Source organism: Amycolatopsis sp. NPDC039088 (assembly GCF_055598845.1).
On record NZ_JBVKAE010000023.1, the window covers coordinates 95252 to 111040 of the forward strand.

13 protein-coding genes and 1 pseudogene are annotated in these 15789 nt (G+C 68.2%); 6 read left to right on the forward strand and 8 right to left on the reverse strand.

The genetic code is table 11. The features are described 5' to 3' along the window. Positions 1-81 precede the first annotated feature (81 nt). The gene (locus ACZ7KI_RS27340) at positions 82-1017 is read left to right on the forward strand and encodes a quinone oxidoreductase family protein (protein ID WP_470275920.1); all 936 of its coding nucleotides are present in this window, start codon (positions 82-84) and stop codon (positions 1015-1017) included. Here the strand turns inward: ACZ7KI_RS27340 and ACZ7KI_RS27345 are convergent. Next, a complete protein-coding gene (locus tag ACZ7KI_RS27345) occupies positions 1010-2959 on the reverse strand; it encodes an ABC transporter ATP-binding protein (protein WP_470275921.1) in 1950 nt (649 codons plus the stop codon). The two genes, ACZ7KI_RS27340 and ACZ7KI_RS27345, sit on opposite strands and share 8 nt — an antisense overlap. Positions 2960-2982: 23 nt before the next feature. Further along, the gene (locus ACZ7KI_RS27350; RefSeq protein WP_470275983.1) at positions 2983-3552 is read right to left on the reverse strand and encodes a TetR/AcrR family transcriptional regulator; all 570 of its coding nucleotides are present in this window, start codon (positions 3550-3552) and stop codon (positions 2983-2985) included. Between the two features lie 219 nt (positions 3553-3771). Between ACZ7KI_RS27350 and ACZ7KI_RS27355 the strand changes: the two genes are divergently transcribed. Further along, positions 3772-4551 carry a polysaccharide deacetylase family protein gene (locus ACZ7KI_RS27355; RefSeq protein WP_470275922.1) on the forward strand — a complete coding sequence of 260 codons (780 nt, stop codon included), beginning with the start codon at positions 3772-3774 and terminating at the stop codon, positions 4549-4551. A gap of 67 nt (positions 4552-4618) precedes the next feature. Here ACZ7KI_RS27355 and ACZ7KI_RS27360 read toward each other — a convergent pair whose 3' ends face one another. Genes ACZ7KI_RS27360 through pdhA form a run of 3 tightly spaced genes read right to left on the reverse strand, consistent with a single transcriptional unit; the run spans position 4619 to position 8178 of the window. After that, positions 4619-5962, reverse strand: coding sequence for a dihydrolipoamide acetyltransferase family protein (locus tag ACZ7KI_RS27360; protein WP_470275923.1), 1344 nt, complete (start codon positions 5960-5962; stop codon positions 4619-4621). 16 nt (positions 5963-5978) lie between these two features. Beyond that, on the reverse strand, positions 5979-6971 hold the full coding sequence (locus ACZ7KI_RS27365; RefSeq protein ID WP_465500109.1) for an alpha-ketoacid dehydrogenase subunit beta: 993 nt from the start codon (positions 6969-6971) through the stop codon (positions 5979-5981). A 1-nt stretch (position 6972) separates the two neighbouring features. Then, complete coding sequence (pdhA, locus tag ACZ7KI_RS27370) at positions 6973-8178, reverse strand: pyruvate dehydrogenase (acetyl-transferring) E1 component subunit alpha (RefSeq protein ID WP_470275924.1); 1206 nt, start codon at positions 8176-8178, stop codon at positions 6973-6975. 373 nt (positions 8179-8551) lie between these two features. On the opposite strand from pdhA, the gene ACZ7KI_RS27375 reads away from it, so the two are divergent. Both ACZ7KI_RS27375 and ACZ7KI_RS27380 read left to right on the forward strand, forming a co-directional pair. Continuing rightward, positions 8552-9964 (forward strand): M20/M25/M40 family metallo-hydrolase, encoded by a 1413-nt coding sequence (locus ACZ7KI_RS27375; protein WP_470275925.1) that lies wholly within the window; start codon positions 8552-8554, stop codon positions 9962-9964. A 15-nt stretch (positions 9965-9979) separates the two neighbouring features. After that, a pseudogene (locus tag ACZ7KI_RS27380) lies at positions 9980-10906 on the forward strand (alpha/beta fold hydrolase); the annotation flags it as partial. On the opposite strand, the gene ACZ7KI_RS27385 reads toward ACZ7KI_RS27380, so the two are convergent. Next, positions 10903-11901 (reverse strand): ABC transporter substrate-binding protein, encoded by a 999-nt coding sequence (locus tag ACZ7KI_RS27385; RefSeq protein WP_470275926.1) that lies wholly within the window; start codon positions 11899-11901, stop codon positions 10903-10905. The pseudogene ACZ7KI_RS27380 and the gene ACZ7KI_RS27385 overlap by 4 nt on opposite strands. Positions 11902-11967: 66 nt before the next feature. Between ACZ7KI_RS27385 and ACZ7KI_RS27390 the strand changes: the two genes are divergently transcribed. Continuing rightward, entirely contained in the window at positions 11968-12999 is a 1032-nt protein-coding gene (locus ACZ7KI_RS27390) for a FecCD family ABC transporter permease (protein ID WP_470275927.1), read from the forward strand. Then, a complete protein-coding gene (locus tag ACZ7KI_RS27395) occupies positions 12996-14000 on the forward strand; it encodes a FecCD family ABC transporter permease (protein WP_470275928.1) in 1005 nt (334 codons plus the stop codon). Before ACZ7KI_RS27390 ends, ACZ7KI_RS27395 begins: the two co-directional genes overlap by 4 nt. On the opposite strand, the gene ACZ7KI_RS27400 is transcribed toward ACZ7KI_RS27395, so the two are convergent. Together ACZ7KI_RS27400 and ACZ7KI_RS27405 are read right to left on the reverse strand one after the other, a co-directional pair. Next, on the reverse strand, positions 13997-14839 hold the full coding sequence (locus tag ACZ7KI_RS27400) for a transglutaminase family protein (protein ID WP_470275929.1): 843 nt from the start codon (positions 14837-14839) through the stop codon (positions 13997-13999). The genes ACZ7KI_RS27395 and ACZ7KI_RS27400 overlap by 4 nt on opposite strands. Further along, a complete protein-coding gene (locus ACZ7KI_RS27405; RefSeq protein WP_470275930.1) occupies positions 14836-15783 on the reverse strand; it encodes an alpha-E domain-containing protein in 948 nt (315 codons plus the stop codon). The genes ACZ7KI_RS27400 and ACZ7KI_RS27405 overlap by 4 nt, the downstream gene beginning before the upstream one ends. Positions 15784-15789: the final 6 nt, after the last annotated feature.

Below are 15789 nucleotides of genomic sequence, written 5' to 3' on the forward strand. Positions count from 1 at the left end.
CCCTCGACAAGTTGACCGTCGGTCCATATATTACCGGCAGAGAACTTGACCGGCGGTCCAGTTAGACGATGGGGTGAAGTGATGCGTGCTGTGCTGATGCGGGCGCAAGGTGGCCCGGAAGTGTTGCGGATCGAGGAAGTCCCGGTGCCGGAACGGAAAGCGGGTGAGGTGCTGATCCGGACCGAGGCGATCGCGGTCCCCTGGTACGAGATCCAGCTGCGGTCGGGGGCGCTGCCCGCCGGTGAACTTCCGGCGGTTTTCGGGCACGAGGCCGCGGGGGTGGTGATCGAGGCGGACGACGCCGCGCTCGTCGGACGCCGGGTCGTCGCGACGTCGATGACAGGTGGCGCCTACGCGGAGTTCTTCGTTGCGCCCCGGAAGGACACGATCGCGATCCCGGCCGGTCTCGACGCGGTGGACGCCGTCGCGGCGGCCGTTCCGGCGTCCGTCGCGCTCGCGCTCGTCCGGACCGCGAAACTCGTGGAGGGTGAGACGATCCTGATCGAGGCGGCCGGCGGCGCGCTCGGCGGCTATCTCGCCAGGTTCGCCGCCGGCCATCGCGTGCGGGTCGTCGTCACCGCCGGTGCCGGGAAGACCGACACGGTCACGCACCTGGCCCCGGACCTCGTGCTCGACCACCATGACCCCGAGTGGCGTTCGAAACTGCCGGACGGGATCGACGCCGTCTTCGCTTCCATCGGCGGGCCGGAGACCACCGGACTGCTCGCCAAGATGACACCCGGCCGGGGCCGGATCCTGGTCTACGGGCTGCTCAGCGGGTCGCTGCCGACGATCACGGCGATGGATCTCATGCCACGCGGGCTCACGATGGTCGGCTTCGGCGGCACCGGTTTCGCCACCGATGTGGACGCCGCCCGCCCCCTGGCACTGGACCAGGTGGCGAACGGCATGCTCACGGCGATCGACCGCGTCTACCCGCTCGAAGAAGCGGCGGCGGCCCACCAGCGAGTCGAAAGCCGTGCGGGCCGGGGCCGGGTCGTGCTGACCGTCAACTGACGGCCTCGTCGAGATACGCGGCGGCTTGGAGAGTGAACAGTTCGGCGTAGCCCGCCTTCGCCGCCATCAGCTCTTCGTGTGTGCCGTACTCGGCGACCTTTCCGTGCTCCAGCAACAGAATCCGCTCCGCCTGCCGGACGGTGGAGAACCGGTGCGAGATGTACAGCGTCGTACGTCCCTCCGAAAGCTCCCGTAGGCGAGAGAAGAGGTCGTGCTCGGCTTGGGCGTCCAGCGCGGACGTCGGTTCATCGAGGATCAGGATCGGCGCCTCCCGCAGGAACGCCCTGGCCAGCGCGATCTTCTGCCATTCCCCGCCGGAAAGGCTGACACCCTGGTCGAACCAGCGGCCGAGTGGGCTGTCGTACCCGTTGGGCAGCCGTTCGATCCGCTCGTCGGCACCGGCCCGTTTCGCCGACTCCTCGATCCGCTCGCGGTCGACGAGATGCGTCAGGTCGCCCAGCCCGATGTTCTCGGACGCGGTGCCCTGGTAGGTCACATAGTCCTGGAACATCGCGCTGATCCGCCGCCGCAGTTCGACCGGGTCGTACTCACGGATGTCGACGCCGTCGAGCAGGATCCGCCCGCCCGTCGGGTCGTAGAGCCGGCACAGCAGTTTGAACAGCGTCGACTTCCCGGCTCCGTTACGGCCGACGACGGCGACCGTTTCGCCCGGCCGGATCTCGAAGCTCACGCCGTCGAGTGCCGGCTCGGCGGCGCCCGGGTAGGTGAAGGACACTTCCTCGAACTCGATGTGTCCCTCCACAGTGGACGGAAGGGGGCGCGGCTCCGGTGGCGCGACGATCTCCGGTTCCGTGCCGAGGAAGCGATACAGCGTGTCGAGATAGAGATTGTTCTCGTACATGCCGGAAAACGCGGTGAACAGGCCCTGGACCGACGTCTGCACCGAGGCCGCGGCGGCCGTGTACAGCGCGAGATCGCCGAGCGTGAGTCTGCCGCCGACGGCCTCCAGCGCGATGTACAGCGCGATCGCGGATCCGGCGGCGGTGCTCAGCAGACCCCAGGACGTCGAACTGACGCTGCGCTTGCGGGTCAGTATCCGCTGGCGTTCGTAGAACACCTGGCCGAGCCGCTGGAACCGGTCGACGAAGTACGGGCCGAGGCCGAAGAGCTTGGTCTCCTTGGCGTAGGTGTCCGTTGTGACCAAAGAGGACAGATAGTCCATCCGCCGTTTCAGCGGTGACATCAGCAGCGTCAGCCAGAACGCGCGGGCACCGTACTTGGACTGCGAGATGAACGCGGGAATCGGCGCCACGAGTGCGACGAGCGCCAGCAGCGGGCTGATCGAGACCAGCAGCGCGACCATGCTGCTGAAGGTGATCGCCGTGCGCACCAGTCCCAGTGCCGAGTTCATCATCGACAGCGGCCGGGTCGGCGCCTCCTGCGCGGCCTGGCGCAGCATGTCGTAGGAGGCGGATCCCTCGAAATACGACAGGTGCAGCCTGCTCGCGTGACTCATCACCTGATGGCGGATGGTCAGCGTCATCCGTTCCTGCAACAGGGACTGACCATAGGTGGTCACCGCCTGCGAGAGCGCGGTGAGCACCAGCGCGCCGAACTGGAACAGCGCGACACCGACGATCGCGCCCTTGGTGCCGTGGCCCTGGATCGCCGCGACCACCGAATCGATCAGCAGCTTCGCGATGTAGGCGGTCGCCGTCGGAAGGAGACCGGACAGCAGGGTCACCACGGTGATCGTGATGGTCAGGATCGGGCTCGCCTGCCAGGTCAGCTTCGCGACCTTCGGGAGCCCGCGAACCGTACCCGCGACGTTGACCCACATGCGGTCGAGCCGTGACTTCAGATCCTTCGGACCGGTTTCGGGCTCGGGCTCCGGGATGTCGACCGGCCCGGTCAGCCCGCTGTCGGGCACCGTCGTCGGTGGACGGCGACGTCTGCCACCGCGTGCCAGGAATATCTCCATGCCGCCCCCGCCGGGCGGGCCGATCACGCGGGCCCCAAGGCGCCGTTGAGGAAGACGTCGACGAGTTCCATCGTGGTGGGTTCGTCGCCGTTTTCGTCGAAGCGCATCCGCCCGCTGAACAGCAGAGACAGGAAGAGCGCCGCCAGCTGCGCCGACGGCAGCCGAAGTCGTTTCCGCTCCGGTTCGAACAGTTCGGCCATGGCGTCCCGCATCACGCCCATCGATTCCCGCCGCCGGTCCTTTCCGCCGGGTTCGCGGCGGGCCGGACGGTTGCCGGAACCGTGCATCGCGGCCATCAGCGCGCCCATCCGCTGGAGGTGCGCGCTGAGTGCGTCGGCCGCCTCGACGAGCCTGTCTTCGAGTGGCTGGTCGAGGTCGATGACCGCGATCGCGTCGAGCACCTGGTCGGGCTTCAGCGCCTCGGCGAAGCAGGTGGCGAAGAGTTCGTCCTTGTCCTTGAACACACGGAAGACCGTGCCCTCGCCGATCCCGGCGGCGCGGGCGATCTGGGCCGACGTGACACCGGCGCCGTGCTCCACCAGTAAGGGCAGCACGGACTGGACGATCATCCGGCGCCTCTCGTCGGCGCTCATCCCCGGCGCTCTCCGCCGGGTGGTTTCGGGGGTGGTCATGCGAACAGTGTGCGGAGTGAGTGCTCACTCCGTCAAGTGGATTTGGCCGAGTGTACTAGGTCACATTCGCCCGGAAGTCACGCAACGTAAGACCCGTCTCCCCCGTCACCCAATCGTGTAAACGATTGCTCGATCCACGAGCACGGAGAGGGACGGGGGTGCGGAATGCGTGGCGGTGCCATGACAAAGCGACCTTGGCGGGTGACGGCCGGTTTGACGGCGGTGGTGCTCGCCGTGGCGGCGTGTTCGTCACCGAGTCCGGCGGCTCGGCCTGACGAACCCGATCAGCCGAACCCGGCCCCCGGCGCGGCCCCCGGTCCGGCGTTCACCGCGCCCTACCCGTTCGGCACGATCCAGCAGAAGGCGCCGCCGCCGGCGGACGGCGCTGTCCAGGTCGTCCGGCGCATCGCCACCGACAAGCCCTTCGTGTTCATCACGATGGACGACGGCGCGGTCAAGGATCCCGAAGCGCTGCGGCTCATCAAGGAGTCCGGCACCCATCCGGTGCTGTTCCTGAACCAGAAGTACGTAAAGGGGCATGAGGACTATTTCAAGGCCCTCCTCGACGCGGCCGGCGCGACGCTCGGCGACCACACCGTGAACCATCCGAACCTCAAGGGCAAGCCGTTCGAGTTCCAGCGCAAGGAGATCTGCGACGACGCGGACGCCTTCCAGGCCGAGTTCGGGATGCGGCCGGTGCTGTTCCGCCCGCCGTTCGGCAACTACGACACGAACACGCTGCGCGCGGCCTCCGCGTGCGGGATGCGGGTCGCGGTGCTGTGGTCCGCGGCGGTCAACGACGGGCATGTGCAGTTCCAGGTCGGCGACAAGCTGCGGCCAGGGGACATCGTGCTGATGCACTTCCGCAAGACCTTCACCCAGGACTACACCGCGTTCCTCGAGCAGGCCAAGAAGGACGGGGTCACGCCCGTTCCGCTGGCCGACTTCCTCGGCGCGTGAAGGCCCCTTCCCCCGGCTGAGGTTTTGAGTGACGAGCCGAGGGAAGGGGGCTTTCACGCGCGAAACGTCAGTAGGTGATCGCGACCGCGGGGTCGGCCAGCAAAGCGCCGACGTCGGCCAGGAACTCCGAACCCTGCTGCCCGTCGACCACGCGGTGGTCGAAGCTCAGCGAAAGCTGGAGCACCTTGCGCACCTTGATCTCGCCGTCGACCACCCACGGGGTGTCCTTGATCGCGCCGAGGCACAGGATCGCGGACTCGCCGGGGTTGATGATCGGCGTACCGGTGTCGACGCCGAAGACGCCGACGTTGGTGATGGTGATGGTGCCGCCGAGCATGGCCGCCGGAGTGGTCTTGCCCTCGCGGGCGACGTCGGTCAGCTCGGTGAGCGCGATCGCGAGTTCCTTCAGCGACATCGAATCCGCGTCACGGACCTTGGGCACGACGAGCCCGCGCGGGGTGGCCGCGGCGATGCCGAGATGCACGTAGTCCTTGTAGACGATCTCCTGTGCCGCCTCGTCCCACACCGCGTTGACGTCCGGAGTGCGCTTGGCCGCCAGGCAGACGGCCTTCGCCGCGAACGTCAGCGGGGTGACCTTGACCCCGGCGAACTCACGCGACTTCTTGAGCTTCTCCCGGAATTCCATCATCGGCGTGACGTCGACGGTGAGGAACTCCGTGACATGCGGAGCGGTGTAGGCGCTCTGCACCATCGCGGCCGCGGTGGCCTTGCGGACACCCTTGATCGGCACCCGGCGTTCCCGTGTCGCCGGGTCGTAGCCACTGTCCACAGCGGACTGAACGGGGGCGGCCGGAGCCGAACCGTTCGCGGCGGCCTGCACGTCGTCGCGGGTGATCACGCCGCCGTCGGCGGTGCCGGTGAGCGCGTGCAGGTCGACGCCGAGGTCCTTGGCGAGCTTGCGCACCGGCGGCTTCGCCAGTGGCACGTACCCGCCCTTGGGCTTGGCGGGAGCGGCGGCGACGGGAGCAGGCGCCGGCGCGGGTGTGGGTGCGGGTGCCGCCGGAGCAGCGGGTGCCGAGCCTTTCCGGGCCCGGCGCTGCGTGACGACCGCCTTGGAGCCGTAGCCGACCAGCGGCTTCATCTCCTCCTCGGCAGGCTCCTCGGGAGCGGCGGCGGCAACGGGGGCGGGGGCCGCCTTGCCGCCGGGGTCGACGTCGATGGTGAGGATCGGCGCGCCGACCTCCACCGTCTGACCCGGTTCGACGAGCAGTTCGGTGACCACGCCCGCCCACGGGATGGGCAGTTCGACGGCGGCCTTCGCGGTCTCGACCTCGACCACGATCTGGTTCACCGTCACGGTGTCACCCGGCTTGACCTGCCAGGCGATGATGTCGGCTTCGGTCAGCCCTTCGGCCGTGTCGGCGAGAGGGAATTGTTTGTACTCGGGCATTTCAGGAACTTCCCCCTTACCAGGCGAGTGAACGGTCGACGGTGTGCAGCACCCGGTCCAGGTCGGGGAGGTAATGCTCCTCGAGCTTGGCAGGCGGGTACGGCGTGTCGAATCCGGTCACCCGCAGCACGGGGGCTTCGAGCGAGTAGAAGCATTCCTGCTGCACGCGCGCGGCGATCTCCGAGGTCAGCGACGTCTCCGACGGCGCCTCGCTCAGCGCGATGAGCCGCCCGGTTTTGCGCACCGACTCGAACACCGGGTCCAGATCCAGCGGGGACAGCGTCCGCAGGTCGATGACCTCGAGGGATTTGCCCTCGTCGGCGGCCGCGGTCGCCGCGTCGAGCGCGACCTTCACCGAAGGGCCGTACGCGACGACGGTGGCCGTCGTGCCTTCACGGACGACACGGGACTTGAACAACGGGTCCGGCGTGCCTTCGGTGTCGACCTCGGCCTTCATCGCGCCGGAGTGGTACAGCTTCTTCGGCTCGAAGAACAGGATCGGGTCGTCGGATTTGATGGCCTGCTGGATCATCCAGTACGCGTCGACGGCGTTCGAGCACGAAACGACCTTGAGGCCGGGGACGTGCGAGAACAGCGACTCCGGCGACTCCGAGTGGTGCTCGACGGCGCCGATACCGCCGCCGAACGGCACCCGGATCACGATGGGCATCTTGACCTTGCCCTGTGTCCGGTAGTGCAGCTTCGCCACCTGGCTCACGATCTGGTCGAAGCCGGGGAAGATGAAGCCCTCGAACTGGATTTCGCACACCGGGCGGAAACCGCGGACGGCGAGGCCGACCGCGGTGCCGATGATGCCCGACTCGGCGAGTGGCGTGTCCAGCACGCGCTGCTCGCCGAAGTCCTTCTGCAGACCGTCGGTGATACGGAAGACGCCGCCGAGCTTGCCGACGTCCTCACCCATCATGAGGACCTTCGGGTCCTCTTCCATGGCGCGCCGGAGGCCGAGGTTGATCGCCTTGCCGATGGTGAGTTTCTGGAGGTCGCTCATCTCAGTGCTCACCCGCCCCGACAAAACCGTCCAAATAGGACAGGAACTCTTCACGCTGCGCGTCCAGCATCGGCGTCGACTCCGCGTAGACGTTGGCGAAGATCCGCTCGGGTGGCGGTTCGGGCATGTTGAAGCAGTAGTCGCGCAGCTCGGCCGCGAAGGCGTCCGAATCGGCCTGAACCTGGTCGAAGAACGCCTGGTCGGCGAAGCCGCCGCGGGCGAGGTACGCCCGGACGCGCTCGATCGGGTCCTTCAGCTTCCACTCCTCCAGCTCGTCGGAGAGCCGGTAGCGGGTGGGGTCGTCGGTGGTGGTGTGCGCGTCCATCCGGTAGGTGAACGCCTCGATCAGCACCGGGCCGTTGCCGTGACGGCATTCCTCCAGCGCCCAGCGGGAGACCGCGAGGCAGGCGAGGACGTCGTTGCCGTCCACGCGGATGCCGGGGAAGCCGTAACCGCGGGCACGCTGGTACAGGGGCAGCCGCGACTGGCGTTCGGTGGGCTCCGAGATCGCCCACTGGTTGTTCTGGCAGAAGAACACGAGCGGCGCGTCGTAGACGGCTGCCCAGACGAAGCCTTCGTGCACGTCGCCCTGCGAAGTCGCGCCGTCACCGAAGTAACAGATGGTGGCTTCGCCGTCGTCGTCGCCGACCTTGCCTTCGAACTTCTGACCCATCGCGTAACCGGCGGCGTTGAGCACCTGGTTGCCGATCACGATGGTGTACGGGTGGAAGCCGTGGGCCTTGTAGTCCCAGCCACTGTGGTCGGTGCAGCGGAAGATGCCGAGCACCTCTTTGAGGTCGACGCCGCGGGCGTACGCGACACCGTGTTCGCGATAGCTGGGGAACGCCATGTCCCGCTTCCGCAGCGCGCGGCCGGAGCCGATCTGCGCGGCTTCCTGGCCGAGCAGCGGGACCCAGATGCCGAGCTGGCCCTGACGCTGCATCGCGTTGGCCTCGCGGTCCGCGCGGCGGACCAGGACCATGTCGCGGTACAGGCCGCGAAGGGCTTCGGCGTCGATGTCGTCGACGTACCGGTCGAATTGCGGCGAGGAGACCCGTTCGCCTTCGGGGGTGAGCAGCTGAGTCAGCTCAGCGCCACCTTCGCTCGTTGCTCGCAAACCGGCGATCACCTGTTCGGGGGAAGGTTGCGCCGCTACCGCGGCGGGTCCATCTCCAGGCTCCGGGTGCGTCCAGTGTTCGGACGGCATGCGCTGTTCTCCTTGGTGTCGGCGCCTCTGGCGGCCACTTGTGGCGGCCACAGTGACTGCGCCGGCGGGGACCAGCGCGTCGGATCTGAAGCGCTGGGTCACCATCGGCGTTGACGGTTCGTGCGCACATCCTGGCATGCCGGATGCCGTTTTGGTCAGTGGCGGATGCTGATTTGTTGCTGAGAAAGGGTGTCTGATCAGGGGAAATGCTAGGAAGACCGAGTGTGGGGCCGCCGAAAGTAGGGGATTCACCCGCGCGCCGACCAGCGGGCGGCGCGTCCGGACGGGTGTCCTGTGCGGCTTGATCGATGACGATCCGTGCCCGCCGTTGTGACCCATCACACCCTCCCGTCCCCGTGGCAGGATGGCGGACGTGGAGCAGAAATCCGTACGCGAAACCGTGGTTTCGAACTGGGCGCACGACGTCCTTCCCAGCCTGTCCGGCCTGGTGGCGATCCCCGCCTTGTCGCCGGCCTTCGATTCCGAGTGGGCGAAGAGCGGTCATCTGGCCGCCGCCGTCGAGCATGTCCGGTCCTGGATCGCCGCCCGGGAAATCCCCGGCGTGACGCTCGAGGTCGTGGAGCTCGAAGGCCGCAGCCCGTTACTGGTCGTCGACATCCCGGCGACGTCCGAGGCGGCCGACAAGGGCACCGTGCTGATGTACGGGCACCTCGACAAGCAGCCCCCGGTCGGTGGCTGGTCCGAGGGCCTCGACCCGTGGACGCCGGTGATCCGCGACGGTCGGCTGTACGGCCGCGGCGCGGTCGACGACGGCTACTCCGGCTACGCGGCGACCACGGCGATCGAAGCCGTGCGCGCCGCCGGTGGCGAGCACTCCCGCGCGGTCGTGCTGCTCGAGACCGGTGAGGAGTCCGGCAGCCCGGACCTCCCGGCGTACGTCGAGCACCTGAAGGAGCGGCTCGGCGCGGTGTCGCTGGTCGTCTGCCTCGACGCGGGCGGCACGGACTACGAGCGCCTGTGGCTGACCACCAGCCTGCGCGGGATGTTGCACGTCAACGTCACCGTGAAGGTGCTCGAATCGGCGCAGCATTCCGGCATGGCCAGCGGCATCGTGGCGAGCTCGTTCCGCGTGCTGCGCGCGTTGCTCGACCGGATCGAGAACGCCGAGACCGGCGAGATCAAGCTCGCCGAACTGAGCGTCGACATCCCGGAGAACCGCGTCGACGAGGCGCGCGGCGTCGTCGAGATCGCGCCCGGCGCGGCGAAGACGCTCTTCCCCGTGGTCGGCCGTCCGGTTTCCGACGACGATCTCGAACTGCTGCTCAACAACTCGTGGCGGCCGACGCTTTCGGTGATCGGCGCGGAAGGCTTCCCACTCCCGGCGGAGGCGGGCAACGTGCTGCGCGCCAGCACCACGCTCACGCTGAGCTTCCGGCTTCCCCCGACCGCCGACGCGAAGGCCGCGATGGAGGCGGTTCGCCGTGTCCTCACCACCGACGTCCCCTACGACGCTTCGGTCGAACTCGGCGACTTCCAGGCCGAGAACGGCTGGAACGCGCCGGACACCGCGCCGTGGCTCGACGAGGCCCTGCACCGCGTGAGCGGCGAGGTCTTCGGTGCGCCGCACAAGAGCTACGGCATGGGCGGATCGATCCCGTTCATGGGTCTGCTCGGCGAGAAGTACCCGGACGCGCAGTTCGTGGTCACCGGCGCCTGCGGCCCGGACTCGAACATCCACGTGCCCGACGAGTGGCTGAACATCGACTTCGCGCAGCGGGTCACCGAGGCGGTCGCGCACATCCTCGACGCGCACGCGCGGAGCTGATTTCCCCACTCACGCTGCGATGAAAGGTCCTTTCCTTGCAAAATTTGCCAGGAAAGGACCTTTCATGGCGCGTACGGGAGGATCATGTTCGAGGGTTTCGAGCTCGAGAACGTCGACGTCGGCGAAGCGACCTTAAGAGTCCGTCACGGCGGCTCGGGACCGCCTCTCGTTCTGCTGCACGGACATCCACGCACCCACACCACCTGGTACGACGTCGCGCCCCGGCTCGCGGACGCGTTCACCGTCGTCTGCCCGGACCTTCCCGGTTACGGCCAGTCCTCGAAACCCGAGACCACCGAAGACCACTCCGCGCATTCGAAACGCGCCATGGCGAACGACATCGTCGCGCTCATGAGCCATCTCGGCCACGACCGGTTCGCCGTCGCCGGGCATGACCGCGGCAGCGCCGTCGCCTACCGGCTGGCCTTCGATCACCCGGAAGCCGTCACGAAGCTGGCCATCCTCGACGGCATCCCGATCGGCGAGCATCTTTCCCGCGCGGACGCGAAGTTCGCACAGGCCTGGTGGCACTGGTTCTTCTTCGGCCAGCTCGCGAAACCCGCCGAACGCGTGATCAACGCCGATCCGGACGCCTGGTACCGCGGTGATCCGGCGAAGATGGGGGCGGAGAACCACGCCGATTACCTGCGAGCCATCCACGATCCCGAAACCGTCCACGCCATGCTCGAGGACTACCGAGCCGGTCTCGGGCCCGACCGCGCGGCCGACGACGTCGACAAGGCGGCCGGGAACAAGATCGGGTGCCCGGTGCTGGTCCTGTGGTCCAGCCTCGACGATCTCGGCGAACTGTACGGCGATCCGGTCGCCGTCTGGCGTGAGTGGGCCGAGGACGTCCGGGGGTTCGCCATCGAGTCCGGGCACCACGTGGCGGAGGACAACCCGGCCGATCTCGCCGCCGCGCTACGGGAGTTCTTGGGCTAAGCGAACTTGTTCAGCGCGGCGGCCAGTTCCGTCAGCTGCGGCGTGAACCGCTGGTAGGAGAACGGCGTCTCGTTGTTCCAGGGGATCAGTTTCCCGGCTTTCACCGCGGGCAGCTGGGCCCAGGTCGGCACCCCGCCGAGGCCTTCCGGGCCGAGCGAGAGCGAGCCGCCCCGGTTGTCGTACATGATCACGTCGGCGGTGTACTTGCCGATGTTCTCCCAGCTGATCTGCTGGTAGTAGCCGCCCTGGCTTTGGTCCGGCGCTTCGGGGAGGACGAAGTCCATGCCCTTGTTCTGGTAGTGCTTCGAGGTCGCGAACATCGGCGGGTTCGCGACGTAGACGGTGTCCTTCTGCGCGGAGACCAGGAGGACCTTCAGCCCGGACGACTTCTTGACCGCGTCGCTGAGCGCGGCGTCGGCCTTTTCGTACTCGGCCTTCGCGGCCTGGATCGCCGGAGTCTCCGTGTCGGCGCCGAGTGCTTTCGCCAGCGCGATGAACTTCGCGATCCCCTCCGGCATCGCGAGCCCCTGCAGCCGGATGCCGACGCTCGGCGCGGCCTTGTCGATCTTCTCCGTCTGCGTGTCCGGGACGTACCACATCTGGTCCTTGAGGTACATCACGCTGACCAGCAGCTGCGGGTTCAGCGAGACGAACTTGTCGAAGTTGAACTCGTTCCAGACGTTCCCGAGCGACGTCACCGCGTTCAGGTCGACGCCGCCCGCCTGCGGGTCCGGCTTGCCGTCGGCGAACTTCGACGGGCCGAAGATCCCGACGGACTTCACGCCCAGATCCCACAGCGCCGCGGCGGCGGTCACCTGTGCGACGATCCGGGTCGGCCGCTCGCCTTCGAGTTTGCGGCCGCGGTCGTCGGTGTACGACCACGTCGTGCCTGCCCCTGACGCGGGTTTCTCCTCCTGGTAGCCGCAAGCGGTGAGGAGGCCGGTCGCGCCGAGCGCCGCGGTGCCGGCGAGAAAGCCGCGTCGAGAGAGGTGCATGGAGATCTTCTTTCACCGAGGGACCGGAATTCGTCGTTAGGCTAGCCTCCCCTTAGTCTGAACGCCATGGTCCAGGTCACGGAGCGCGTCGGCTCACCGAAGACCAGCGTCTCCGTGCGAACGCTGGTCCTGGTGGTGTCGCTGGTCGCCCTCGCCGCGGTCGTCCTGCTGTCGATCGGCTTCGGCTCGAATCGCCTTTCACTCGGCGAAGTCCTGCACGCCCTCTTCGCCTACGACGGCGGCTACACCGACGTCGTCGTCCGCGACGACCGGTTGCCCCGGACGGTGCTGGGCGTCCTCGTCGGCATGGCGCTCGGGCTGGCGGGCTCGCTGATGCAGGCGATCACCCGCAACCCCGTCGCGGAACCCGGCCTGCTCGGCATCAACCACGGCGCCGCCGTCGCGATCGTGCTCGGCTCAGCGGTGTTCTCGGTGACTTCGCCCGGCGAATACGTCTGGTTCGCCTTCGCCGGAGCGCTGGCGGGCACCGCGCTGATCTCGGTGATCGGCGGGACACGGGGCGCCACGAGCCCGCTGCGGCTGGTGCTGGCCGGGGTCGCGGTCCAGGCGGTGTTCGTCGGCATCAACCAGGGGATGCAGATGATCAACACGCACAATCTGCAGGCCATGCGGTTCTGGCTGGTCGGTTCGCTGGTCAACCGGAACCTGCACACCCTCTCCGTACTGCTTCCGTTCTTCGTCGCGGGCGTGGTCATCGCGGTCGTGCTGGCCCGTGCGCTGAACGCGTTGGCGCTGGGCGAAGACACCGCCCGCGGTCTCGGCGCGAACCCGGCACTCGTCCGGATCGCCGGGATGGTCGCCGTCGGGCTGCTCTCGGCGTCGGCGACCGCGGCCTGCGGGCCGATCGCCTTCGTGGGGCTGATGATCCCGCACGTGGTCCGGTCGATGATCGGCCAGGACGAACGCTGGGTGATGCTGCTTTCGGCACTGCTCGGACCGGTACTGCTCCTCGGCTGCGACGTCCTCGGCCGGTTGCTCGGTTCGCCGGGTGAGATCCAGGTCGGTGTGATGACCGACGTCTTCGGCGGGATCGCGTTCGTGATCGTGGCCCGGCGACTGAAGGCGGTGCGCCGATGACCGCGTCCGTCCGCCGCGAGTCCGGTTTGGACAGCCGATCGATGGTCGTCGTCGCCACGCTGGCCCTGGCGACCCTGGCCCTCGTCGTACTTTCGGTCGGCACCGGCGACTACGAAATGAGCCCCGGCGAGGTACTCACGACCCTGGCCGGTCAGGGCACGAAGGCGCAGTACCTGGTCGTCATGGGACGTCTTCCGCGAGTGCTGGTCGCGATCCTCGTCGGCGCCGCGCTGGCGCTGGCGGGGACGATCTTCCAGACGGTGACCCGGAATCCGCTGGGCAGCCCGGACATCATCGGCTTCACCACGGGTTCGGCGACCGGTGGCATCGTGACCTTGCTGTTCTTCGGCGGCGGCCCCGCCGTCGTCTCGCTCGGCGCGCTGGCGGGCGGCCTGCTGACGGCACTCGTCGTCATGGCACTGTGCGCGCCGCACGGTCTGCTGAGTTCGCGGCTTGTGCTGCTCGGGATCGCGGTCAGCGCGGTGCTGGTCGGCGTGAACTCGTACCTGCTGGTGAAGGCGAACCTCGAAGCCGCCGCGCAGGCGGTCGGCTGGCTGGTCGGTGATCTCGCCGGACGCGACTGGAACTACTTCGTGCCGCTGGCGATCGCGATGGCGGTGTTCACTCCGATCGTGTTCGTGCACGGCCGCGCGTTGCGCATGCTGGAGATGGGTGACGACGCCGCCACCGGTATCGGCGTCGACGTCCCCCGCGTGCGGCTGACGCTGGTGCTGGTCGCCGTCGCGTTGGTCGCCGCCGCCACCGCGGCGACCGGGCCGCTCCCGTTCATCGCACTCGCCGCGCCGCAGCTGGCGCGCCGGATGACGCGCCTGCCGGGGCCGAACCTGGTGGCGTCGGTCTTCGTCGGCGCGACCCTGGTCGTCGCGGCGGACTACCTCGGCCAGCGTCTGCTGGAGTCGTCGTTGCTGCCGGCAGGCGTCGTCGCGGCGGCCCTCGGCGGTGCGTACCTGCTCTGGCTGTTGCTCCGACGGCGGGTCTAGGTCAGCCGCGTCAGCTGCACCGAGACGTCCAAAGTGGACTGACCGCCGCCGGTGAAGATGCCCTTGAGCGGCGCGACGTCGGCGTAGTCCCGACCGTAGGCGACCCAGACATGCCTCGGTCCGACCGGGATCGCGTTCGTCGGGTCGTAGGCCCACCAGCCGCCGGTCCAGACGTCGACCCAGGCGTGGCTCTCGCCTTCGACCATCTCGCCGAGCTTCGCCTCCGGTTTCGTGTGCAGGTACCCGGAGACGTACCGCGCCGGGACGCCGATCGCGCGCAGCATCACCAGCGTCACATGCGCGAAGTCCTGGCAAACCCCTTCGCGCGCACGCCACGCGTCGGTCGCCGTGCTGTGCACACCGGTCGTTCCCGGCTGGTATTTCAGCTGCTGGTTGACCCATTCGCAGACCGCGAGCACGGCCTCGGCCGGGTCGAGCCCCTTCCGGAGTTCGCGCGCGACCTTCGTCAGTTCCGGATCGCGTGGCGTGTACGGCGTCGGCGTCAGGTACTCGGTGCGGTGATCGACCACGGTGTCGCTCCGCAGGTCCTTCCACGACGCCGAGCGGATCGGCTCGCCTTCGTCGGCGGTCTCGACCACCGACGTCGCGAGCACGGTGAACTCGGTGTGCGGCGCGTGAAGGTCGAACGAGGTGACGACAGTGCCCCAGTAATCCGTGTACCGGTAGGCACGGGTCGCCGGCGTCGTCTCGACCCGGTTCACGACGGTGACCTGCCGCCGGTCGGACCGCGGGGTCAGCCGCGCCTCGTTGTACGACTGTGTGGCGGGCGTCGCGTACCGGTATCCCGTCCGGTGAGCCACCCGAAGTTGCCAGGTCACAGCGAAACCTCCGCACCGCTCCAGGCCACCCACGGCGACGAATGGAAGAACTGCACCGAAACCGCCTCGCCGATTTCCTTGATCGACGTCTGCAGCGAGTTGAGCCGCTTCGGCAGATCCTCCAGCAGATCCGACGGCCGCAGGAACTCCAGCTCGCTGCGGGCGCGGCCGAGCTGCCGCAACGCCTCGGACTTCTCGTTGGTGCGCGAGTTGACCCCGGGATCCAGCTGCTCCAGGCATTCCTCGGCCTGGCGCAGTGCGTGGAACACCGAACGCGGGAACAGCGTGTCCCGCAACAGGAACTGCACGACACGGGCGGCGTCGAGCGCGCCGCGATAGGTCCGCAGGTAGGTGTCCTGCGCGCCCGCCGACCGGAGCACCGTGATCCAGCCCGGCGACGACGCGCTGTCCTGAACCCGCGAAAGCAGCAGCCGCACCACCATGTCCGCGCGTTCGACCGAACGGCCGAGCACCATGAACAGCCAGCCGTCGTCCCGGCTCATCGTCGAATCCGCGAGACCGGCGAACATCGCCGCACGTTCCTCCACAAAGGACAGGAAGGCGTGCGGACCGGCGCGGCGCGCGTACCGCTGCCTGTCCGGTACCGCGTTCCACGTCGCGTTCAGGCATTCCCACAGCTCGGTCGAGACGACCTCGCGGGCACCGCGGGTGTTCTCGCGGGCGGAGTTGATCGAGCCGACGATCGACGCCGGGTTGTCCTTGGCGTAGGCGACCAGTTCGGTCAGCTTCCACACGTCGAGCGAGTCCATGCCCTCCGGCGAGATGCCGAGGACGGCGAGCAGCTGGCGGCTAGCGTGGTCCGGATCGACGCTCGCGTCTTCGAGCAGCTGGTGCACGGAGACATTGAGGATCCGGGAGGTGTCGTCGGCACGTTCGACGTACCGGCCGATCCAGTACAGCGATTCCGCGTTGCGGGCGAGCACATCAAC